This is a genomic window from Bacteroides sp. LFL-34, assembly GCF_027257075.1.
GTDB classification, from domain to species: domain Bacteria; phylum Bacteroidota; class Bacteroidia; order Bacteroidales; family Bacteroidaceae; genus Bacteroides; species Bacteroides ovatus.
On sequence record NZ_JAPQKZ010000024.1, the window covers coordinates 21,270 to 44,611 of the forward strand.

A 23,342-nucleotide genomic window follows, 5' to 3' on the forward strand; every position below is an offset into this window, starting at 1 on the left:
ATTGTGCAAAATAGCCATATAAGGGTCATAATAGGTGTAAGATAGCTTGTTTTTGTCACAAGGGAGCCATATAAATCTGATTATCGTGGCTTAATAATGTAAATGTAATGGCGATAAGTTTATAGCCCACGTATGTGTGCTGTACAGTCCGCATGTGTGGGCTGCACGGTTTACATACGTGGGCTGTACAGCCTGCACATGTGAACTATAGAAAGACAGCCGCTTCCAATAGATTATTAAGTTGTCAATACAGGTTATCATCCTATAAAGTGTGCATTCTTATGCCTTTAAATGGATACTCTCACCTAATGCTACACTAAATAGATATAGTATGGGTGTGATAGATACCCGTTTTTTGCAATAAAAGTATGATAGATGCATTTTCTAAAAGTTATCTATCATACTTATTCCTTTGATAATTAGAAGATTATTAAAATGAATGATACTATGATAGATGTTTTTCTCACTATGTATTCAAACCTGTATCATTTTACTCATTTCCGTACGGTGCTGAATCAATTGATATTTTAGCAAATAAGTATTGAAACGCAGATTAACGCAGATTTTCGCAGATTATTAGAAGGCTGCGCCATGTTTGAGAACTTTTTTATTCTTTGCGAAAATCTGCGTTAATCTGCGTTTCAATAAATGTTCATTTGGCTCATTTCGGTGCAATACAGAAAGACTCAAACCAAGATTAGGGCTAAATTATCCCGCAAGGATTATTGTTGCTTAGAGAAAGAATAGGGCATATCTTCTTCTTTAGTTCCTCTATTCTGATTAGGTTGATTACTCATTTCAACATTGATCGTACCTCCCTTGAGCAAATTTTCGTGTCGGAGATAATTTTTAGTGTAATCAGCACCATTGACATTCATCGAATTGACATAAAATTTTTTCTTACTATTATTCGGAGCATCAATAACCAAACTATTGCCATTTTCAAAATGGAGTGTAGCTTTCTTGAATAACGGAGCACCTATAATATATTCATCCGTTCCCGGACAAACAGGATAGAAACCTAATGCCGAGAATACATACCAGGCAGAAGTTTGTCCGTTGTCCTCGTCGCCACAATAGCCGTCCGGAGTAGGAGAGTACATACGATCCATTACTTGACGCAACCAGTATTGGGCTTTCCAAGGTTGTCCTGCATAGTCATATAAATAAATCATGTGCTGAATCGGTTGATTGCCATGTGCATAGTTACCCATATTCATCACAGTCATTTCACGGATTTCATGAATCACTTGGCCGTAGTAGCTATCATCAAAAATAGGAGGTACGGCAAAAACAGAATCCATCATGGTGATAAACATCTCTTTTCCACCCATCAAGTCAATCAATCCTTGAGGATCGTGGAATACCGACCAAGTATAGTGCCAGCTATTTCCTTCCGTAAAAGCATCTCCCCATTTCAGCGGAGAGAAAGGAGATTGGAATGTACCATCTTCGTTGCGTCCACGCATTAACTTAGATTCCTTATCGAAAAGATTCTTGTAGTTCATGGCACGTTTTGCGAAAAGATTAATCTCTTTTTTCGGACGTTTAAGTTCCTTTGCCAGTTGGTAGATACACCAGTCATTGTATGCATATTCCAACGTGCGTGCGGCGTTCTCATTGATTTTTACATCATAAGGCACGTAGCCCAGTTTATTGTAATATTTATATCCCAGACGTCCTGTTGATGATACTTGTGGATGTACATTCTCCGTTCCGTGAATCAGCCCTTCATACAATGTTTTTATATCGTCCACTTTCACTCCTTTCATGTAAGCATCCACTAAGACAGAAGCAGAGTTGTTACCAACCATACAGCCTCTGTGCCCCGGACTTGCCCATTCCGGGAAGAAACCGCTCTCTTTATATGTATTGATCAGACCTTCCTGCATTTCCTTGTTGACTGACGGGTACATTAGGTTCAATAACGGGAATAGGCAACGGAAAGTATCCCAAAAGCCTGTGTCGGTATACATATACCCCGGTAATACTTGCCCATTATAAGGACTGTAATGAACAGGTTGTCCGGCAGCATCCAGTTCGTAGAATTTGCGTGGGAAGAGCAATGAACGATATAAACAAGAATAGAATGTGCGATATTGGTCGAGATTGCCTCCTTCTACTTCTATTTTGCCTAATACTTGGTTCCACGCTTCTTTTCCTTTTTGGGCTAGCTGTTCGATATTATCTTTGCCCAACTCTTTCATATTCAAAGCTGCCTGTTCAAAACTGATGAAAGAAGAAGCAATTCTTGCATGTACTTGTTCGCCCTTATGTGTTTGGAAACCAATAATGGCTTCGGCATGATCTGTTGTCTGTTCGGTAACATTTTCCTGCAGATTGCCATTGACTACCGTAGCTTTATATGTGAAAGGCTTGTCGAATTCAATAATAAAGTAATTTTTAAAGTTTTCGGGAACTCCACCGCTGTTGCGAGTCGTGTAACCGATAATCTTGTTTTCTTCCGGAATAACCTTAATATACGATCCCTTATCAAAGGCGTCCACTACAACATACGAATGATCGTTTTCCGGAAAAGTGAAACGGAAAAGAACTGCACGCTCGGTTGGAGCCATTTCTGTCACTACATCATGCTCTGCAAGATATACTTTATAATAATAAGGAGTGGCAGTTTCTCCTTTGTGGGCAAACCAACTGGCACGCTTCTCTTCATTGAATTCCGGTTTGCCTACTACAGGCATAATAGAGAATTGTCCGTAATCATTAATCCACGGACTGGGTTGATGTGTTTGTTTAAATCCACGAATCTTATTAGCCGTATAAGTGTATTGCCATCCGTCTCCCATCTTTCCTGTTTGTGGAGTCCAGAAATTCATCCCCCACGGACGGGCAATGGCCGGATAAGTATTACCTGTTGATAACTCGAAACTAGATTGAGAACCCATAAGCGGATTGACATACTGCGTCCAGTCTTTGGCTTTTGCAAAGACGATACAACTTAATGCGCATACTAATAGGAGATACTTTTTCATGGTCTTATTTATTATTTATGGCTCAATCGAATCAGAAATCGATTGAGCCAATTTATTTTTCAAGGTTTTGTTTTTTTTATTCAATTTGAACAGCTAGTACCAACTCATTCCTCTTCTTTGGAGGAGAGAGCTGGAGAGAGGACTCCCCATTTCGTAGGATGATCGGTCATCTTGATTTCCATCGTTCCTCCATTCGCAATATCCTGATGGTTAAAGAATGGAATGTTTAGAGCTTTACCGTTCAGCAATACACTTTCAATGTATTTATTCTTTTTCCCATTATTCTTTACTACAATACTGAAAGTCTTTCCTTCAGGCAGATTGATAACTGCTTTGTCGAAGGCAGGACGTCCGATGGAATATACCGGCTTGCCGGGACATACCTGATAGAATCCCATAGAGTTGAGTATATACCAGGCAGACATCTGACCGCAGTCCTCATTACCCGAAAGACCGTCTATACTGTTGGTATACTGACTTCGGTAAACGCTATCCACCAACTCTTGAGTTCTCCAAGGATGGTTAACGTAGTTATATAGATGGATCACATGGTGACTTGGTTCGTTTCCATGTGCATATTGCCCGATAAGTCCGCTGATATCTGATGAGGTTGTCTCACCTTCAAGTGATGAATCGGCCGAGAATAAGGAATCGAGTTTCTGGACAAAAGCATCTTCTCCACCCATCAGATTGACTAATCCTTCTACATCATGCGGCACAAACCAAGTCCATTGCCAAGCTGTTCCTTCACAATAATCATCGCTGCGGTGAGTAGATGCACGCGGATTGAATGGAGTACGCCATTCACCTTTTGAGTCCAGTCCACGCATGAAGCGGATTGATTTGTCGAAATAAAATTCGTACGCCTTGGCAAAGCGTTCATACTTTGCTTTGGATTCAAAATCACTCATTGCTTCTGCAAAGATAGAGATACACCAGTCATCATACGCATATTCCAGAGCTTTGGCCACTGATTCGTTTTCGCGGTCACAAGGGATATATCCGATGGCATTCTTATAATATTTTGCTTTAGGCATGAGATGAGGCAATACCAAATCCGGACATTTGATGCCGGTAGTGTCATATTCGGCGGCACGCAGGCAGGCTTTATAAGCCTCTTTGGCATCAAAATTGCGATACCCTTTCATGTAGGCATCCACGATGACCGGAACAGCATGATAACCAATCATAGTGCCGGTGTAATTGGAAGCCAAGTCCCACATGGGGTATATCCCACCTTCCTGATGCTTCTTAATTAACGAATTGATAAAGTGATTATTCAGATCAGGATCAATGATAGTCATTAGCGGATGTAGCGCACGGAAAGTATCCCATAAAGAAAATACAGTGTATATCGGATTAAGGGTGTCTCCTTGATGCACTTCAAGATCCATTCCTAAATAACGTCCGTCTGCATCAGTGAACAGATTTGGACTGATTCCCGTATGATAGAGGGCCGTGTAGAAGATGGCTTTATCTTCTTTATCGGAAGTTGTAATATCAATTTTGGAAAGATATTCATTCCATGCCGTACGTGCGTCTTTACGTACTTTCTCGAAATCCCATCCGGGAATTTCTGATTCAACGTTCTTCCGTGCACCGGCAATATCGACAGCGGACACACCTACTTTAACAAGAACCTGCTCGTCTTTACTGGTGTTGAAATGCAATAATGCTTTGCAGACAGGAAGCCGTTTGCCATTGTCCATGGTGATAGAATCCGTAACGAGCGTATAAGAGAATGGCTTGGAAAATTTAGCGTAGAAGTTGATATATTGGTCGAAAGCCCAATAAGTTGTTTTCTTGTGTCCACAGATTTCCGTATCGCTTATTACTTCTATTTCCATCTCGGAGTTAGTCTGTCGTTGCAGGCTGTAATCCAGGTCGATGATAAATCCGGATTCGGCGTTTTCGGGAAAAGTATAGCGATGGATTGCTCCTCGTTTGGTGGATGAAATTTCAGCTTTCACCTGGTAAGTATCAAGAAAGACAGAATAATATCCTGGTTCTGCGATTTCATTCTTATGTGAGAAAGAGGAAGCGTATGCTAGGCGTTGGCTTTGGGGATCGGTTGTACGATATTGTTGCTTACCCACAGTTGGCATGAGCAAGACATCTCCATAGTCGCAACAACCTGTACCGCTGACGTGTGTGTGTGAGAAGCCATTGATGGTAGAGTCGGCATAATAATAACCGGAACAGGCATCCCAACCATCGATCCGGGTGTCCGGACTGGGCTGAATCATCCCGTGGGGAACTACCGCTCCGGGGAAGGTATGACCATGTCCACCGGTACCGATGAAAGGGTTGACGTAAGCACTATAGTCTTTTACATTAGTGGGGGCTGTACAGGAGCTAAGTGTGAATAAACCTCCTAAACATCCTACTATTAGGAATGTTTTTAATTTCATGGTATTAATAGCTTTTAAGTTTTATCCGGTTCATCTTTTACTTCTTATTTGGGAGAAATGAAGATATTGTTTCCGACAATTTTATAATCAATAGGTATAGAGTTTTGCAATGATTTCAACACTGACTCGATATTCGATTTCCTTTTCAGTACACCGGAGTAAGTTTTACCCGTCTGAATGTCAGGAGATAGAATGATTTTCACATCATAGAAACGCTCCAGCGCTTTGGTGATGGTGAAGATATCTGCTTTTTGGAATGGAATCAGATTATCGTGCCAAACAGCATCCAACTTGGCATCCACTTGTTTCACGGTCAATCGTCCATTATTTTTGTTCAGTTCCGCACGTTGCCCCGGAGTGAGGATAATCTGCCCCTCTTCCTTATTGCCTTTTACTTCAATCTCACCTTCAATAAGTGTCGCCTCCGCTATCCGGCAACGCTTATCGGATTTTAAATTGAACGTAGTTCCCAGTACGCGTACGCGTATTGCATCACTTTGAACGGTGAATGGCTTATGGCGGTTTTTGGTGACCTCAAAATAAGCTTCTCCTTCCAGGTAGACATTGCGCTCTTTTTCGGAGAACTCACGTGGATATTTCAAGGTTGCTGCATTGTTCAGCCAAACCTTGCTACCATCCGGCAAGACTACCTCCTTAACAATGCCTTCGCTGGCTACTGCAACCATCATTTGTTGATTGTTTCCGTTTTGATAGAACCAATATCCGACTCCACCACCCATGACCAACATCACAGCAATCACTGCGGCATATTTCATCCAGCGATGCATGCTTAGTATTTTGCTCTGTTTACCTTTCTCTTCGTCCAGCTTTTTATAGAGTTGTTTTTCCGCACGAAGTATCCGTTGTTCATCAGTGTATTGGTCGAATTTACCCAAATGATAAATTTCTTCCATACGAAAGAGCTGGCGGGCATTTTCTTCCGATTCCTTCATCCAGGCATTGACCTCGATAAGCTCTCCTTCAGAACACTGTCCTGTCAGATATCTGTTTATTATTTCTTCACTCAGATTTCTCATTTTCTTTTCCTTCATATTAGTAATACAATTCAAAACGCAAAAACACTTATTATAATCGCCATAAAAATAAGAAAAGAATCGCCCAAAGAGGATCGAGTCGGCCACGCAAGTATTTTAAAGCCTTATACATATGGGCTTCCACCGTGCGGAGTGAAACTCCGAGAATATCGGCTATTTCCTTGTTTTTCATATCATGCAGATAGCTAAGTTTGAAAACCTCTTTGCATTTGTCAGGGAGCTCATTAATTGCATCATGAATTTCCTTGCGGAGTTCCTTGTCTTCGATCCTCCGAATCACTTCGTTGTTGTCCGGTTGATAGAATTCTGCGCGTCTTTGGTTGATTTCTTCCATGGCAACACAATAACCGTCTTCCACACTGCGGTGTTTCAAGACGTTAAGGGCACGGGTGTAAACGGCACGATAGAGAAAGGCCTGGATTTGGTCGCCTATCTCTATGTGGTCTTTCCGCTTCCATAATTCTACAAATACGTCCTGCACTACATCCTCTGCTTCTTCTTCTCCCACCAGACGGGTAGCATAGAAAATTAGGCTGGGATAGTACCGGCGAAATAGTGCTTTATAGGTTATATCGAAGTTTTCGTTCATTCTCTCAATTGGTTGTTCAGGTTTGGCTTATGGGTTATTTTCTTCGAATATGACTCCAATTGCTTTAGGGGTGTTACTCATTTCGAATTCGACAGTTGCTCCACTCATGATTTGCTCGTGAGTAAGATACGTTTTGTCATACGGTCTTCCATCTATTTTGATGGATTGGATATAGATATTTTCTTTGTTCACTTTGGGGGCCAGTACGGTGAAAGTTTTTCCATTCGCCAGATGTAATTGCATTTCCGGGAATAGGGGAGTACCTATCTCGTATTTTCCACTGACGGGATTGACGGGGTAGAATCCCATCGCACTGAATACATACCATGCTGACATCTGCCCGCAATCTTCGTTGCCACAAAGACCGGCTGGTTCGTTCTTGTAGAGCTCGTTCATCACTTTGGCTACATATTCTTGTGTGCGATTTTCGTGTCCTATAGCATTGAACAGATAAATAACGTGATGGCTCGGTTCATTGCCATGCGCATATTGTCCTATCATGCCCGTGCTGAAGATAGGTAGTTCGTCATCTGCTGCCGGATGATAGGTGAACATACTGTCCAGTTTTTCGGCAAATCGGTTTTTACCTCCTACAAGGTCGATCAGTCCATTAATGTCATGCTGTACAGACCAAAAGTATTGCCATCCGTTGCTTTCGCAGATGTGTGGTGTATAGTCATCGGCTTTGAAGTCCTTGATAAAGATGCCTTTGTCGTCACGTGGCTGCATGAAAGAAGTGGCGGGGTTATATACATTCTTGTAGTTTTGAGAACGTTTGTAAAATTCGTCCGCAATGTCTTGTTTGCCCATCTTCTCCGCCATTTCGGCAATGCAATAGTCATCGAAAGCGTATTCCAGTGTTTTGGATAACGACCAGTTTTCTGCGTTGTAGTGGTCTGTTACGTTGTAAGGTATGTATCCTAATTCTTTGTAGAGTCCGATGCCGCGGTAATTATCCAGATTAGCCGTTGCTATGCAAGCATCCAAGGCTTTCTTTGCGTCGAAGTCGCCGATTCCTTTCAGATAGGCGTCTACAATAACAGGAACAGCATGATAACCGATCATCATGTCTGTTTCACTTCCGTAGAAGTTCCACACTGGCAGACGGCCATTCTGTTCGTAGAAGGCGATGAAGGATTTCACCATGTCGTTGACACGCTCGGGTTCGGTATAAGTAAAGAGCGGGTGGGCGGCACGGTATGTATCCCATAGGGAGAAGGTGCTATAATTAACCCAGCCGTCGGCTTGGTGTACTTTCTTATCGGGACCGTAGTAAGCTCCGTCTACATCACTGTAAATAGTTGGAGCAATCATTGAGTGATAGAGAGCGGTGTAGAAGTTCACTTTATCGTTCTCATTATCACCTTTTATTTCAATCTTTCCGAGCTGGCGGTTCCAGTTTGCTTTTGTTTCCGCCAAGTATTTGTCGAAGTCATTTTCGGGGACTTCAGTTTGCAGGTTTTTGGCTGCTCCTTCCATGCTGACACCGGAAATGGCGGTGTTTACTAATATCTGTTCATCCTTTTGGGTATTGAAATCAAAGCGGGCGATAACAGCTGTGCCGATACGTTTATTGTCTTTGATGATGGCAGTTGTGTCCAGTTCCATTTTCTCAAAAGGCTTGGAGAATCGGGTGCGGAAATAGATGTGTTGATCGCGTGCCCAGCCGTCGGAGAAACGGTAACCTTGAATGGTGACGGAGTCTACGACTTCGATATGAGAATCGTTGGTAAAATCCCAGTTCATGGCTTTCTTCAGATTTAAGAAGATAGCAGATTGGGCTTCCGGAAACGTATAACGTTGGATACCACAACGCTCGGTGGCAGTCAGTTCGACGTTGATGTTATAATCAGTCAGGCGTACTTGATAATAACCGGCATGAGCACTTTCATCCTTGTGGGAGAATTTAGAGTGGATGCCAAGCGGTGCTTCCGCTTCTTTGTAGGGAAGAGTGACAGGCATGAAAGAGATGTCATACAAATCTCCCGCTCCAGTGCCGGAAAGATGTGTGTGGCTGAAACCGGCAATTGTACTGTCCGGATAGAAATAACCGGAGATACGGTCCCATCCGGGGAGTCCGTTATTCGGGCTAAGTTGCACCATGCCGAAAGGAGCTTGGGCACCAGGATAAGTGTTTCCAGTGAAGTCTGTTCCGATAAATGGATTTACATAAGATGTGTAATCTATTTCGTGTTTTTCTTGCGTAGGGGTACAAGAAATGAGCATGCAGGTTAACAGCAGGCATAGATAAGCAGGTGTTCTCATCATTCTTTAGGTATTAGTGATTACTTATTTTATTTATTTGAAGGATAAGAAAAATAATTAATCTGGTCACAAAGGTAGAAAAAAACTATGACAAGCCTAAATTATAGGCTTAATATTTTTTAAGAGAGACAAATAGACTTCTACATCCGGTCGATATTCCTCGGTGCCGGACAGTGCTTATCGGTGCCTCGATTAGTGTAATATTTAGGCGCGGATTTCGTAGATTACACGGTTTTAAGAATAAAAAATCCGTGTAATTCGCGTAATCTGCGCCTAATTTTAAATCTTTATGTAAAACGAGCCTATTATCTTTTTATTAGACTCCTTTTCATTTACTTTTAGATTCCTGCTAGCTCCAGTACTTTTTCAACAGCTGCCGGTAGTCCGTCAGTGTTTTTACCTCCTGCGGTTGCAAAGTGAGGCTGACCACCGCCACCGCCTTGAATTAGTTTGGCAGCTTCTTTCACTAAATTGCCAGCTTTCAGACCACTCGCAACCAGATTGTCGCTAAGCATGACTGTCAGCATCGGTTTTCCGTTATCTATATTTCCGGCAACGAAGAACAAGTTTTCTGTAATCTCACCACGAAGTTGGAAAGCGATATTCTTCACTACTTCTGCCGGTAGCGGAGCACAGAACTTAACCACTTTGATGCCGTGAATTTCTTGTATATTCTTCAACAGTCTTTCCTTCAGCGCTGCTTCTTTTTCTTTCATGAAGTCTTCCACCTGCTTCTTCAATCCTGCATTTTCATCCAGATATTTGCGGATTGCAATACCCAAGTCAGGAGCATTGTTGAAGAGAGCCTTCAAGTCGCTAAGTGTATCTTGTATTGTATCCAGCATTTCTTCCACGCGTGCTCCGGTATAAGCTTCAATACGGCGAACGCCGGCAGCAACAGAACTTTCGGAGATGATTTTTACCATACCGATATTTCCGGTTGCAGCTACGTGTGTACCACCGCAGAACTCGATAGAAGTGCCGAACTGGATCACACGAACTCTGTCGCCATACTTTTCACCAAAGAGAGCGATAGCTCCCAACTCTTTAGCTTCCTCGATAGGAATATTGCGATATTCTTTCAATGGGATATTAGCGCGGATTCTTGCATTGACGATATGTTCAACTTTACGGATTTCTTCATCGGTCACTTTCTGGAAGTGAGAGAAGTCGAAACGTAATGAATCCGGTGTAACCAATGAACCTTTCTGTTCGATGTGTTCACCCAATACTTCACGTAAAGCAGCATCCAGCAAGTGGGTCGCCGAGTGATTGGCTGCACAGGCAGCACGTTTGTCGGTATCTACACAAGCCATCATCGGAGCTTCCGGATGTTCGGGTAGCTTTTTGGTAATATGTATCGGAAGATTATTCTCTTTCTTTGTGTCGACCACTTCAATCGTCTCGAACTCGCTCACCAATACACCTGTATCACCTACCTGACCACCACTTTCTGCATAGAACGGAGTATAGTCGAGTACAATCTGATACAATGTCTGGTTCTTTTGTTTGATCTGACGGTAACGAAGGATAGAAGCCTCGTATTCAGTGTAATCGTAACCAACGAATTCAGTAGTTCCTTCTTTCAGTACAATCCAGTCACCAGTTTCGATGGCGGCAGCATTACGTGCACGCTGTTTCTGTTGCTGCATTTCTTCATTGAACTCTTCAATGTTGACAGTCATTCCGTTTTCACGGAGAATCAGCTCTGTCAAGTCGAGCGGGAAACCGAATGTATCATATAAAGTAAAGGCATCTTTACCGCTGATTTCAGTTTTTCCATTGGCTTTGGTATCTTCCATTGTCTTATCCAATAAACGGATACCAGTTTCCAAAGTGCGGAGGAATGATTCTTCTTCTTCCTTGATTACTTTTTCAATCAGTGTCTTTTGTGCAACCAGTTCAGGATAAGCCTCTCCCATGTTATCAATCAATACAGGAAGCAACTTATACATAAATGCCTGTTTCTGTCCGAGGAAAGTATATCCGTAACGAACAGCACGGCGAAGGATACGGCGGATCACGTAACCTGCCTTTGCATTAGACGGCAACTGGCCATCTGTGATTGAGAATGCAATGGTACGGATATGGTCGGCAATCACACGCATAGCAATATCTTGCTGTTTGTCTTTTCTATATTCTGTGCCCGACATCGCTGCAATAGCTTTCAGCATTGGCTGGAATACGTCTGTGTCGTAGTTGGATATTTTGCCTTGCAGAGCCATACAAAGACGTTCGAATCCCATACCGGTATCAATAACCTTGGCAGGAAGCGGCTCAAGACTGCCGTCTGCTTTGCGGTTGTATTGCATGAACACGAGGTTCCAGATTTCAATTACCTGCGGGTGATCGTGGTTCACGAGGTCGCGACCGGAGATCTTGGCACGTTCTTCAGCAGGACGGAGGTCGATATGGATTTCGGAACAAGGTCCGCAAGGTCCTGTATCACCCATTTCCCAGAAGTTGTCGCGTTTGTTACCGTTGATGATGTGATCTTTCGGCAAGAACTGTTCCCAATAGGAAGCAGCTTCGTCGTCACGGCTCAATCCTTCTTCAGGACTTCCTTCAAATACGGTTGCATAGAGATGTTCCGGATTCAGTTTCAAAACTTCTACCAGATATTCCCACGCCCAGCTGATCGCTTCTTTCTTGAAGTAATCGCCGAACGACCAGTTACCAAGCATTTCAAACATGGTGTGGTGGTACGTATCGTGTCCTACTTCTTCCAGGTCATTATGCTTTCCGCTTACACGCAAACATTTTTGCGAGTCCGCGACTCTTTGGTATTTCGCCGGATGGTTACCCAAAATAATATCTTTAAACTGGTTCATACCCGCGTTCGTAAACATCAGGGTAGGGTCATCTTTAATCACCATCGGAGCCGAGGGAACGATGTGGTGTCCTTTCGACTCAAAGAAATTCTTGAATGAATCTCTGATCTCTTTTGCAGTCAACATATAATGAAGAATTATGATTTATGAATTATGAATTATGGGCTGTGGGATATGAGAGAGGGGAGGAATCCCCAATAAATCATAAATCACAACTCATAAATTCGTAAAAACTGTGCAAAGATAGCTTGTTTTTATTACTTTTGCCGTATTAACAAGCGAAATATTTCCAAAAAGATGCGCAAAGTATACTACATCTATAATCCACAGACCCAGACTTATGATCGAATTTACCCTACCGTACGGCAGCGTGCGCTTAGTATCCTGCGTCGGCTTTTCTATGGAATGGGGTTGGGAGCAGGTTGCTTTATTGTATTGCTTTTGATTTTTGGTTCTCCGTCGGAGAAGGAATTAAGAATTGAAAACAGCCGTCTTTTGGCGCAGTACAATGTGCTTTCCCGGCGTTTGGATGACGCTATGGGGGTGCTTCAGGATATTCAGCAACGTGACGATAATCTGTATCGGGTGATTTTACAGGCAGATCCTGTTTCTCCGGCTATTCGTCAGGCTGGTTATGGCGGGACGAACCGTTACGAAGAACTGATGGATTTGGCGAATGCCAAGCTGGTGGTGAACACGACTCAAAAGTTGGATGTGCTTTCCAAAAGGCTTTATATCCAGTCGAAATCTTTCGATGATGTGATTGATATGTGTAAGAACCATGATGAGATGCTGAAATGTATTCCGGCCATACAGCCTATTTCGAATAAGGATCTTCGTCAGACAGCATCCGGTTATGGTACACGTATCGATCCTATTTATGGTACGACAAAGTTCCATGCAGGCATGGACTTCTCTGCTCATCCGGGAACGGATGTATATGCTACCGGAAACGGAACAGTGGTGAAAGTGGGATGGGAAACCGGATATGGTAATACCATTGAGATAGATCATGGCTTCGGGTATCTCACTCGGTATGCTCACTTGCAGGGATTTAATACGAAAGTCGGAAAGAAAGTGGTACGTGGTGAGATTATCGGAAAAGTGGGTAGTACAGGAAAAAGTACCGGTCCGCATCTGCATTATGAAGTGCACGTGAAAGGGCAGGTAGTGAATCCGGTCAATTATTATTTCATGGATTTGAGTGCCGAAGATTATGAAAAGATGATTCAGTTGGCAGCCAATCATGGTAAAGTATTCGATTAAAATCTTAAAACAGGAGTGTTATGCTTAATACAGACAAAGAATTGAAGCTATATTATTCAATAGGGGAGGTTGCCGACATGTTCGGAGTCAATCCGTCATTGCTCCGTTTTTGGGAAAAGGAATTTCCGCAAATCTCTCCTAAGACAGCGGGAAGAGGAATACGTCAGTACCGCAAAGAAGACGTAGAAACGATCGGTCTTATCTATCATTTGGTAAAAGAAAAGGGCATGACACTTCCCGGTGCCCGGCAACGTTTGAAGGATAATAAAGAAGCTACGGTTCGTAATTATGAGATTGTAAATAAGCTGAAAGCGATAAAAGAAGAGCTTTTGGCTATTAAACGCGAATTGGATGGACGGGAATAAATAAATGCTAATCGATCATGGATTCGATAGGCAAGAAACCTCATAACAAAATGAACGGTGAACAATTTGCATGATACTGCAACTTATTCACCGTTCATCGTTTTCTTATTTACCGTTTGAAAGCTATTCTTCTACACGGCTCACCTGTTTGATATTCTGTATTTTCTTCAGATTGTTGCAGATGGTTTTTACATCATCCACATCATGTACCCATAACTGAATTTTTCCTTCAAAGATACCATCTTCGGTTTCGATGGTTAGCTTACGGATATTTACATTGAGCTGCCTGGAGATAACCTGGGTGACTTCATTCAAAAGTCCCATATTGTCTATACCTTTTATATATATATATACCAGGAAAGATAATTCTTTGTGTGTATCCCATTCTGTTGCTAATATACGGTTGCCATAACTGCTCTTCAGTTTGGCGGCAACAGGGCATTGGCGTTTGTGGATAATGATCCGGTCGTTTTCATCCACATATCCCAATACATCATCACCGGGAATAGGATGGCAACATTCGGCCATGATATATTTCTTCTGCAAACTTTCTTCCGTCAGTTTGAGCACCTCTTTCGGGTTGATTTTTTCTTTTTCCTGCGATTCTTTCTCTTCCTGCTTCTCTTTGCTATTGCCGAAAGAGAAAGTCAGATATTTCTTCCAGTTACTGGTTTGCTTTTCTTTCAGTTCATTCTTGTCCGCTTCTCCCAAAACGATTGCTTTACTGCCAATGGCAGCCAGCAGTTCTTCCTCATTCTTGGCATTATGCAGTTTGCGTAGCTTTTCGATAACAGCTTCTTCCGGACGGACTTCCTCCTTTTTCAGAAACTCACTAAGGATTTCTTCTCCTATCTTCTGGTTTGCTTTACGCTCTTTGCGGAGAATGGCTGCTATCTTGGCGCGGGCACGGGCAGTGGTTGCAAAAACTTCCCATTGCGGTTGTACGCGTTGCGATTTTGAAGTAAGGATTTCAACTTGGTCACCACTTTGCAATTTGTGGCTCAACGGCACTAATTTATGATTGACTTTGGCGCCAATACAATGGCTACCAATATCCGTGTGCAGGGAAAATGCAAAGTCGAGAGCCGTAGAGTTCTGCGGCATAGTCTTCAGTTCGCCTTTAGGAGTGAACACGAATATTTCAGAAGCAAATAAATTTAGCTTAATGGTATCCAGAAAGTCAATGGCATCCGGTTGCGGATCATCTAATATCTCCTTAATCGTTCTTAACCATTTTTCCAATTCACCTTCATCCTCGCTGCCTCCTCCTTCTTTGTATTTCCAGTGGGCTGCGAAACCTTGTTCGGCAACGTCATTCATCCGTTCACTACGAATCTGGACTTCAATCCATTGTCCGTTGTTACCCATCAGAGTGACGTGCAATGCCTGATAACCATTAGCTTTAGGATGGCTGACCCAATCGCGCAAACGGTCCGGGTGGGGTTTGTATATCTTGGAGATAGAAACGTAGATATCGAAACAGTCATTGAGCTCTTCTTCTTCATTACGTGGTTCGAAGATGATTCGAACAGCCAGTAAATCGTATATTTCTTCGAAAGGAACATGTTTGGTCTGCATCTTGTTCCAGATGGAATAGATTGATTTTACACGGGCAAGTATCCGGTATTTCAATCCCATCTTATCCAGTTGGGTACGAATCGGGGCCGTGAAGTCGTTGAAAACCTTGTCACGTTCAGCGGCAGTAGCATTCAACTTCTCTTCTATTTCCGCATATTCTTCGGGATGTTCATATTTGAAGCTTAGATTCTCAAGCTCCGTTTTTATCTTATAAAGCCCCAAGCGGTTGGCAAGTGGAGCATAGATGTAAAGCGTTTCGCCTGCAATCTTATATTGCTTGTTGGGTAACATGGAACCAAGGGTACGCATGTTGTGCAAGCGGTCTGCTATCTTGATAAGAATGACCCGGATGTCGTTCGACATGGTGAGCAGCAACTTCTTGAAGTTCTCTGCCTGTGCCGAAGCGCGGTCACCGAAGATTCCACCGGATATTTTAGTCAGTCCGTCCACAATCTGGGCGATCTTCGGACCAAAGATATTCTCGATGTCTTCCACTGTGTAATCAGTGTCCTCTACCACATCATGCAGCAAGGCTGCACATATAGAAGTGGAACCGAGACCTATTTCATTGCATACAATGCTGGCAACGGCAATCGGGTGCATAATATAAGGTTCGCCCGAACGGCGTTTGATACCTTTATGCGCCTGATTGGCAAAGTTGAAAGCCTTCGTAATGATTTCAACTTTTTTGCGATGCTTAGTATTGAGATAATCATTCAGTAGTTCGTGGAACGCCTGATTAATCATCTCTTCGTCAGCTATTTCTTTGGGGGCCAGATTATCCATAATTGTTATCCTTTCACTTGCTTAGTTCTGCAAAAATAAGCAAATTTCCGAACGATGCAAGCAGGAAGTTATTTATTTGTATATTTTCAATCGTTTTCCTGCTGCAATTTTAGTGCTAGACATTCCATTCCACCTTTGTATATCCTTAATTGTGACACCATACTTTCTGGCAATAGTGGATAAAGTGTCTCCACTTTTTATTGTATAATAGGTCAGATTTCCCTTACCGGCAACTGCTGATGTCGTTTTGCGGGTTGCAGGTGTAATATCCTTTACAGCAACGGTTTTCCGGTTGCGGAACAACTCATCGGCACGATGCGTATAAATCGTATCTTGCTTATCGATAAAAGTACTGATCGCGTCAATAGGCAGTCTTAACGTATAAGGTTTGCTGTCACCCGGAATCATTTGCTTCTTATATTGCGGATTCAGACTCTTGATCTGATCCAGAGGTACATTACAAAGGTCAGCGATTTGTTCGAAGTGCAGATTTTTGTTTACTTGCACTGTGTCAGTACTTGCCGGAATATTAGTTTCCATCGGGCAGATATTGTGATCGCAGTAGTAAGTCATCACATAGTTGGCAGCGATAAAGGCAGGCACATAGCCACGTGTTTCTTTAGGCAGATAATTGTAGATTTTCCAATAATCAGTTTCGCCATTGGCACGGCGGATTGCCTTATTGATTGTACCGGGGCCACAGTTATAAGCAGCAATTACCAGGTTCCAGTCTCCATAGATATCATACATTTCTTTGAGGTAACGTGCGGCAGCCCAAGTCGCTTTAATCGGGTCACGGCGTTCATCTACCAGGCTGTTTGATTCCAAACCATAGATCTTACCTGTACCAATCATAAATTGCCACAGACCGGAAGCACCTGCACGTGATACGGCTGATGGGTTCAACGCAGATTCGATAATCGGCAGATATCTTAGTTCCAGTGGAAGTCCGTATGCATCCAGTGCTTCTTCAAAGATCGGCATATAGAAGTTGCAGGCACTTAGCATGAAAGAAACCTGATTGCGCAAGCGTCCTGCATACATATCGATGAATTTGCGGATAATATCATTATAAGGCATTTCCATGATGGCCGGGATGCGTGACAAGCGGTCGATATAGACAGAGTCACTGAATAAAGGATTGATTTCAGCCGTACTGCAATCCTTGCCTAAATCAATATAATTTTTAGCTTTCCAGTCATTCAATAGACTGTCAAGTGGATAAGTCATACTTTTAGGCAGGTCGATGCTTTCTTTGCGTTCAGTTCCATTTTCACGAATCACTACATCTACACTTTGCGCTTTTACCTGCGACGTGGCCACTAGTAAAAGAAAAATAATCGAACAATAGTTAACTAATTTCTTCATGCTTCAATAATAAGATCAATCTAAATTGTGTTTTTTAAAATCGTAATACGCATTGCAGACCAACCGACTTGTTTTTAAAACTGTTGGAGCGGAACTGGTTGTTATTGTCGATTACAGCCGGTTCTACTTTCATACTCAAGTCGGGGGTTATATCGAAGTTAGACAACTCTGCATCTACATAAGCGTCGATGATAGAGATCAGGTAAACTCCGATAAAAGCAAATATACTAAGGTCCCGATAACGACGGAACATATCTTTTCTTCTTTTTAGTGTGTTTTTTAGCTGCTCCTCATTATAAGTGGAGTTCGGGGGCAACAAATCTTCGTAACTTTTCGTATTCGGATTGCTGTCCATAATGTCCAGATAGGCTTGCGAATAGTCTTTGTACATCTTACCGTTCCAACTTAAGGCGTAAGCACAACCCGCAAATCCTCCATATATAATAGGTAATTTCCAGTATTTACGGTTGTAAATCTGTCCTCCACCGGGGAATACGACTGCCAGCCACGTTGCTTTGGTCGGATTCGGGATAAATATTTTCTTGTTGATATCTTGAGCAGGTGGCGGCACAGTGTCGGTCTTTACAACAATGGAGGCAGGTTGCTCTATCTTTTTCAGCTCTTTCTTGTTGGCTGCATCCAAGCTGTCCGCTATCTGTATTTTAGCAGCTGACAAACTGTCGATGGCCGGAAGTTCTTTGGATGGTATGATTTGGATAGAATCCTTCTTCACCGAGTCTTGTATAATCGGATCACGATGCCTTCGTGCACGGGCTTTCGGCGCTTCTCGCTGTATGATTGTTGTATCTTTCCGTGCCGGAGTAACTGTGGATTGTGCATACACATCAATCCCTGCCACCTGTAAAAAACAGAGAAGCAGGGCGCTGACTAGTAACTGATATTTCTTACTTTTTCTTGTCATTTACTTCTTTAGCGTATCGAAGATTTCCATGATACGTTCCAGTTCCTCCTCGTTCCCGAAAGGAATACTGATCTTGCCTTTTCCCTTTTCAGAGCAGGTGAGTTGTACCTTGGTGTTGAAAAAGCCGGAGAGTTGTTGCTTCAATAAGTTGAATTCTTCAGGAAGTTTACCACGTTTGGGTGTTATTTTCCGTGTGCCGCTTTTCACAGCTTCTCCTTCGCTTAATGATTTAACAATTTCTTCTACTTTGCGGACTGAATATCCGTGTTCTTGTATTTCTTCGAATATTTTAACTTGTAGTTTAGGGTCGCCTAATGAAATCAGTGCACGGGCATGTCCCATGTCCAACTGCTTGTTTTGCAGGGCCATCTGTATCGGAGCCGGCAATTTCAGTAAGCGCAGGTAGTTGGCGATCGTCGTTCGTTTCTTTCCGATACGTTCGCTAAGACGTTCCTGTGTCAGTTCGTACTGATCGAGCAGATGCTGGTAGGCAAGTGCGATTTCTACGGCATTCAGGTCTTCACGCTGGATATTTTCAATCAGCGCCATTTCCATCATGTTTTCGTCGTCGGCAGTGCGTATATAAGCAGGGATCGTTTTCAGTCCTGCTCTTTGTGATGCACGATAACGACGTTCTCCCGCGATGATCTGATACTCATCGTCCGAGAGTTTGCGTAAGGTAATAGGTTGGATGATACCGATTTCCGCAATGGAATCAGCCAGTTCCTGCAATGCTGTTTCGTCAAACTCACGGCGGGGCTGGTTGGGATTGACAGTAATCTTTGCCAGCTCTATTTCATTAATGGAAGAAGACCCTTCGGTTTTCACATCATCCATTGAGAGCAAGGCGTCGAGACCACGTCCTAATGCATTTCTTTTTTGTGTTGCCATATCTTCTTCTTTCTTTTATTTATTTCGGTTGATAATCTCTTTAGCAAGGGCCAGGTGATTTTTGGCGCCGGTAGATTCCGCATCGTAAAGGATGGTCGGGACACCGTAGCTGGGAGCCTCGCTCAATTTCACATTTCGTTGAATAACGGTGTTGAACACCAGTTCCTGGAAATGACGTTTCACTTCGTCGTAAATCTGATTAGCCTGACGCAGACGGGAGTCATACATTGTCAGTAAGAAACCTTCGATTTCTAAAGCCGGATTCAGTTTCGACTTGATGATTTTGATGGTATTCAACAATTTGCTGATACCTTCAAGAGCAAAATATTCAGCTTGAACGGGGATAATCACGGAGTCGGCTGCCGTCAGGGCATTGATCGTGATCAGTCCTAATGAAGGCGAACAGTCTATCAGGATATAGTCATATTCTTTCTTCAAAGGCGTGAGTACTTCTTTTAGTATCTTTTCTCGGTTTGGGAGGTTCAGCATTTCAATCTCTGCTCCTACGAGATTGATGTGCGAAGAGATTACTTTCAAAGAATCAATCTCCGTATCAAGGATAGCGTCCTGTACGTTGGCTCTGTCAATAATACATTCATAGATAGTGCATTCCGACTGCTTGATGTCTACTCCCAGACCGGAAGAGGCATTAGCTTGCGGGTCGGCATCTATCACGAGTACCTTTTTTTCCAGTGTAGCAAGTGAAGCTGCGAGATTAATCGTAGTCGTTGTCTTTCCTACACCGCCTTTTTGATTGGCCAAAGCAATAATTTTTCCCATATTCTCTAAATTTATTGGCAGCGAAATAAGTGATAAATCCTTAGAGCGCCTACGAAAAAAGAGAAACTTTGCAATTTCTGTTGATAAGTCGCCTGTTTTGTTAATAACTGTCGGACGAAACGGTTACCAAACTTCGACAGGTTCATCATTTACCTTTCTCTTTATGAGCTTGCAAATATACATATTTATATTGGATATTTATTTCTTTTTTTGCTCGCTTGCAGAAGATTAAGATTTGTAAACGGGTAGGAGTGGGGGTGAAAGAGACTTTTCGATCTGATGCGGGGAGGTGTTTGGTGGTACGGCTTCTTTTTGTTACTTTTGTGCGAATATAAAAAAGGAAAGGATTGAATATATGGAAAAAGAGAAGCCGTTGATACTTGTTTCGAATGACGATGGCGTGATGGCTAAAGGTATTAATGAACTGGTGAAGTTTCTTCGCCCTTTGGGTGAGATTATAGTGATGGCACCTGATGCTCCGCGTTCCGGTAGTGGGTGTGCGCTGACGGTGACGCAGCCGGTTCATTACCAGTTAGTAAAGAAAGAAGTGGGCTTGACTGTTTATAAATGTTCGGGAACACCGACCGATTGCATCAAATTGGCACGAAACACAGTGCTCGATCGGACTCCGGATCTGATAGTCGGCGGTATCAATCATGGAGATAATTCTGCCACCAACGTGCATTATTCCGGTACGATGGGAGTGGTTTTTGAGGGCTGTTTGAATGGAATTCCTTCTATTGGCTTCTCCTTGTGCAATCATGCACCCGATGCTGATTTTGAAGCTGCCGGACTTTATATCCGCAATATCGCTGCTATGATCTTGGAAAAAGGACTTCCTCCTTTAACTTGTCTGAATGTGAACTTCCCCGATACAGCCGATATAAAAGGAGTGAAAATCTGTGAACAGGCGAAAGGACGTTGGACGAATGAATGGGCTGCCTGCCCTCGTCTGAATGATTCTAACTATTTTTGGCTGACCGGTGAATTTACCGATCATGAACCTGAAAACGAGAAGAACGATCATTGGGCTTTGGCAAATGGTTATGTTGCTATCACCCCGACTACGGTTGACGTGACGGCTTATCACTTTATGGACGAACTTAATAAATGGTTTAATTAGTTGAAATTTGAAAAAGAAAGCATGACGCCCTGTTAGTCATCTATCCCTACCAACTCTCAACTCTCAACTCTCAACTCAATGAAGTATTATCTGATTGTCGGTGAAGCTTCCGGCGACTTGCACGCCTCTCATCTGATGGCTGCCTTAAAGGCAGAAGACCCGCAGGCTGATTTCCGTTTTTTCGGAGGTGACTTGATGGCGGCTGTCGGAGGAACGATGGTGAAGCATTATAAGGAGTTGGCATACATGGGATTTATCCCTGTATTACTCCATCTGCGCACTATCTTTGCAAATATGAAGCGTTGCAAAGAAGACATTGTTTCCTGGGAACCGGACGTTGTTATTCTGGTAGATTATCCGGGATTCAATCTTGATATTGCCAAGTTTGTCCATGCAAAGACACAGATACCGGTTTACTATTATATTTCTCCGAAGATATGGGCGTGGAAAGAATACCGTATCAAGAATATAAAACGAGATGTAGATGAGCTTTTCTCCATTCTTCCTTTTGAAGTGGAATTCTTCGAAGGAAAGCATCAATACCCCATTCACTATGTAGGAAACCCTACGGTGGATGAGGTGGCAGCCTATCAGGCAGCTCATCCGAAAAATAAGGAGCACTTTATTGCGGAGAACCAATTGGAGGATAAGCCGATTATCGCTCTTCTTGCCGGTAGCCGGAAACAGGAAATCAAAGATAATCTGCCGGATATGTTGAAGGCTGCTTCCGCTTTTCCTGATTATCAGCTTGTCTTGGCCGGTGCACCTGCCATTGCTCCCGAGTATTATAAACAATATGTAGGAGAAGCGAAAGTGAAAATCATTTTCGATCAGACTTATAGCCTGTTGCAGCATGCAGATGTAGCTTTAGTTACTTCGGGTACAGCTACGCTTGAGACGGCATTGTTTCGTGTTCCTCAAGTGGTTTGTTATTACACTCCGATCGGGAAAGTGGTTTCTTTTTTGCGGCGTCATATCCTGACAGTGAAATTTATTTCGTTGGTAAATTTGATTGCCGACCGTGAAGTAGTCAAAGAACTGGTGGCAGATACGATGACCGTGAAGAATATGCAGAGCGAATTGAGAAATATCATTGAAAATGAAGCATATAGAAATGAGATGCTTTCGGGGTATGAATATGTAGCCGAACGGTTAGGACCTGCCGGTGCTCCCCGTCATGCAGCTCGTGAAATGCTGCGTTTGTTGAAAAAATAACTTTCTTTTTCTGAATAAACGTAAAGCCGATGCAGTAAATGCACGGCTTTTTTATTTATAAAGCAGAAGACTAAAATAATGAAAGGAAAAAGATATGAAAAAATTTAAGTGGCTTTTAGGAATCTTATTATTGGCATTAGTGCCAATGTTGCAATCATGTGATGATGATGGTTATTCTATTGGAGATTTCAGCTGGGACTGGGCGACTGTTCGTGCAACCGGTGGAGGAGGATATTATTTGGAAGGTGATAATTGGGGGGTGATTGATCCGGTTGCTACTTCTATTCCTTGGTTTAAACCAGTGGACGGTGAACGTGTTGTGGCTTTTTTCAATCCTTTGTATGACATGGAAGGAGGAAAAGGAGTTCAGGTGAAGATGGAAGGCATACAGGAACTGTTGACAAAAGAAGTGGAAGATATGTCGACAGAGGAAGAAGCGGAAGAATTCGGAAATGATCCTATTCTGATTTATCAGGGTGATATGTGGTTGGGAGGAAAGTTCCTGAACGTAATTTTCCGTCAGGAGTTGCCTCGTTCGGAGAAACATCGTATCAGCCTTGTGCAAAATAAGATGGAACCGGGAGAGCCGGGCGAACCGTCAGAACCGGGAACATTGAATGTGGATGAAGATGGTTACATACATTTGGAACTGCGTTATAATACATATGAGGATGTGACTGACTATTGGGGATGGGGACGAGTTTCTTATAATCTGGAAAAATTCTTCCCTACGCCGAAAGATTCCTGGGTAGCACCCAAAGGGTTTAAGGTGACAATAAACTCAAGAGAACATGGAGAAGGAAGAGTGATTGTGCTTGATCTGGATCATCCGGTCGGTGTACCGGAAGCAGCGAAGGATGTTCATTCCACTTCTTCGATCCGATAACCTAACTATGATTTACTG

General features: G+C 42.8%; 16 protein-coding genes. 5 read left to right on the forward strand and 11 right to left on the reverse strand.

What is annotated here, in order from left to right; all coding sequences use genetic code 11:
- Window positions 1-722: 722 nt before the first annotated feature.
- From N5O98_RS15195 to alaS, 6 genes are all read right to left on the reverse strand, one after another.
- Entirely contained in the window at window positions 723-2,993 is a 2,271-nt protein-coding gene (locus tag N5O98_RS15195) for a GH92 family glycosyl hydrolase (RefSeq protein ID WP_004310996.1), read from the reverse strand.
- Window positions 2,994-3,097: 104 nt separating this feature from the next.
- Window positions 3,098-5,404, reverse strand: a complete 2,307-nt coding sequence (locus N5O98_RS15200; RefSeq protein WP_004315134.1) for a GH92 family glycosyl hydrolase — start codon at window positions 5,402-5,404, stop codon at window positions 3,098-3,100.
- Between the two features lie 44 nt (window positions 5,405-5,448).
- A complete protein-coding gene (locus N5O98_RS15205; RefSeq protein WP_182423447.1) occupies window positions 5,449-6,456 on the reverse strand; it encodes a FecR family protein in 1,008 nt (335 codons plus the stop codon).
- Window positions 6,457-6,490: 34 nt separating this feature from the next.
- Window positions 6,491-7,048: an RNA polymerase sigma-70 factor gene (locus N5O98_RS15210; protein WP_074638090.1), complete on the reverse strand. Its 558-nt coding sequence runs from the start codon at window positions 7,046-7,048 to the stop codon at window positions 6,491-6,493.
- Between the two features lie 27 nt (window positions 7,049-7,075).
- Window positions 7,076-9,313, reverse strand: coding sequence for a GH92 family glycosyl hydrolase (locus N5O98_RS15215; RefSeq protein ID WP_118161060.1), 2,238 nt, complete (start codon window positions 9,311-9,313; stop codon window positions 7,076-7,078).
- Between the two features lie 338 nt (window positions 9,314-9,651).
- Complete coding sequence (alaS, locus tag N5O98_RS15220; RefSeq protein ID WP_269495807.1) at window positions 9,652-12,270, reverse strand: alanine--tRNA ligase; 2,619 nt, start codon at window positions 12,268-12,270, stop codon at window positions 9,652-9,654.
- 171 nt (window positions 12,271-12,441) lie between these two features.
- Here alaS and N5O98_RS15225 point away from each other — a divergent pair, with 171 nt between their 5' ends.
- The gene (locus N5O98_RS15225; RefSeq protein ID WP_004305395.1) at window positions 12,442-13,410 is read left to right on the forward strand and encodes a M23 family metallopeptidase; all 969 of its coding nucleotides are present in this window, start codon (window positions 12,442-12,444) and stop codon (window positions 13,408-13,410) included.
- A 20-nt stretch (window positions 13,411-13,430) separates the two neighbouring features.
- Window positions 13,431-13,775, forward strand: coding sequence for a MerR family transcriptional regulator (locus tag N5O98_RS15230; RefSeq protein WP_004301384.1), 345 nt, complete (start codon window positions 13,431-13,433; stop codon window positions 13,773-13,775).
- Window positions 13,776-13,898: 123 nt separating this feature from the next.
- Here N5O98_RS15230 and N5O98_RS15235 read toward each other — a convergent pair whose 3' ends face one another.
- From N5O98_RS15235 to N5O98_RS15255, 5 genes are all read right to left on the reverse strand, one after another.
- A complete protein-coding gene (locus N5O98_RS15235) occupies window positions 13,899-16,139 on the reverse strand; it encodes a RelA/SpoT family protein (RefSeq protein ID WP_004310992.1) in 2,241 nt (746 codons plus the stop codon).
- Window positions 16,140-16,211: 72 nt separating this feature from the next.
- A complete protein-coding gene (locus N5O98_RS15240; RefSeq protein WP_004301388.1) occupies window positions 16,212-17,507 on the reverse strand; it encodes a lytic transglycosylase domain-containing protein in 1,296 nt (431 codons plus the stop codon).
- 34 nt (window positions 17,508-17,541) lie between these two features.
- A complete protein-coding gene (locus tag N5O98_RS15245; RefSeq protein WP_004301390.1) occupies window positions 17,542-18,429 on the reverse strand; it encodes a DUF5683 domain-containing protein in 888 nt (295 codons plus the stop codon).
- The gene (locus N5O98_RS15250; RefSeq protein WP_004301392.1) at window positions 18,430-19,320 is read right to left on the reverse strand and encodes a ParB/RepB/Spo0J family partition protein; all 891 of its coding nucleotides are present in this window, start codon (window positions 19,318-19,320) and stop codon (window positions 18,430-18,432) included.
- 15 nt (window positions 19,321-19,335) lie between these two features.
- Entirely contained in the window at window positions 19,336-20,100 is a 765-nt protein-coding gene (locus tag N5O98_RS15255) for a ParA family protein (RefSeq protein ID WP_004310990.1), read from the reverse strand.
- 355 nt (window positions 20,101-20,455) lie between these two features.
- Between N5O98_RS15255 and surE the strand changes: the two genes are divergently transcribed.
- The 3 genes from surE to N5O98_RS15270 all read left to right on the forward strand — a co-directional run bounded on the left by surE (window position 20,456) and on the right by N5O98_RS15270 (window position 23,324).
- Window positions 20,456-21,223, forward strand: coding sequence for a 5'/3'-nucleotidase SurE (gene surE, locus N5O98_RS15260; RefSeq protein ID WP_004310989.1), 768 nt, complete (start codon window positions 20,456-20,458; stop codon window positions 21,221-21,223).
- Between the two features lie 78 nt (window positions 21,224-21,301).
- Entirely contained in the window at window positions 21,302-22,438 is a 1,137-nt protein-coding gene (gene lpxB, locus N5O98_RS15265) for a lipid-A-disaccharide synthase (RefSeq protein WP_004310988.1), read from the forward strand.
- A gap of 94 nt (window positions 22,439-22,532) precedes the next feature.
- Window positions 22,533-23,324, forward strand: a complete 792-nt coding sequence (locus N5O98_RS15270) for a NigD1/NigD2 family lipoprotein (RefSeq protein ID WP_004310987.1) — start codon at window positions 22,533-22,535, stop codon at window positions 23,322-23,324.
- Window positions 23,325-23,342: the final 18 nt, after the last annotated feature.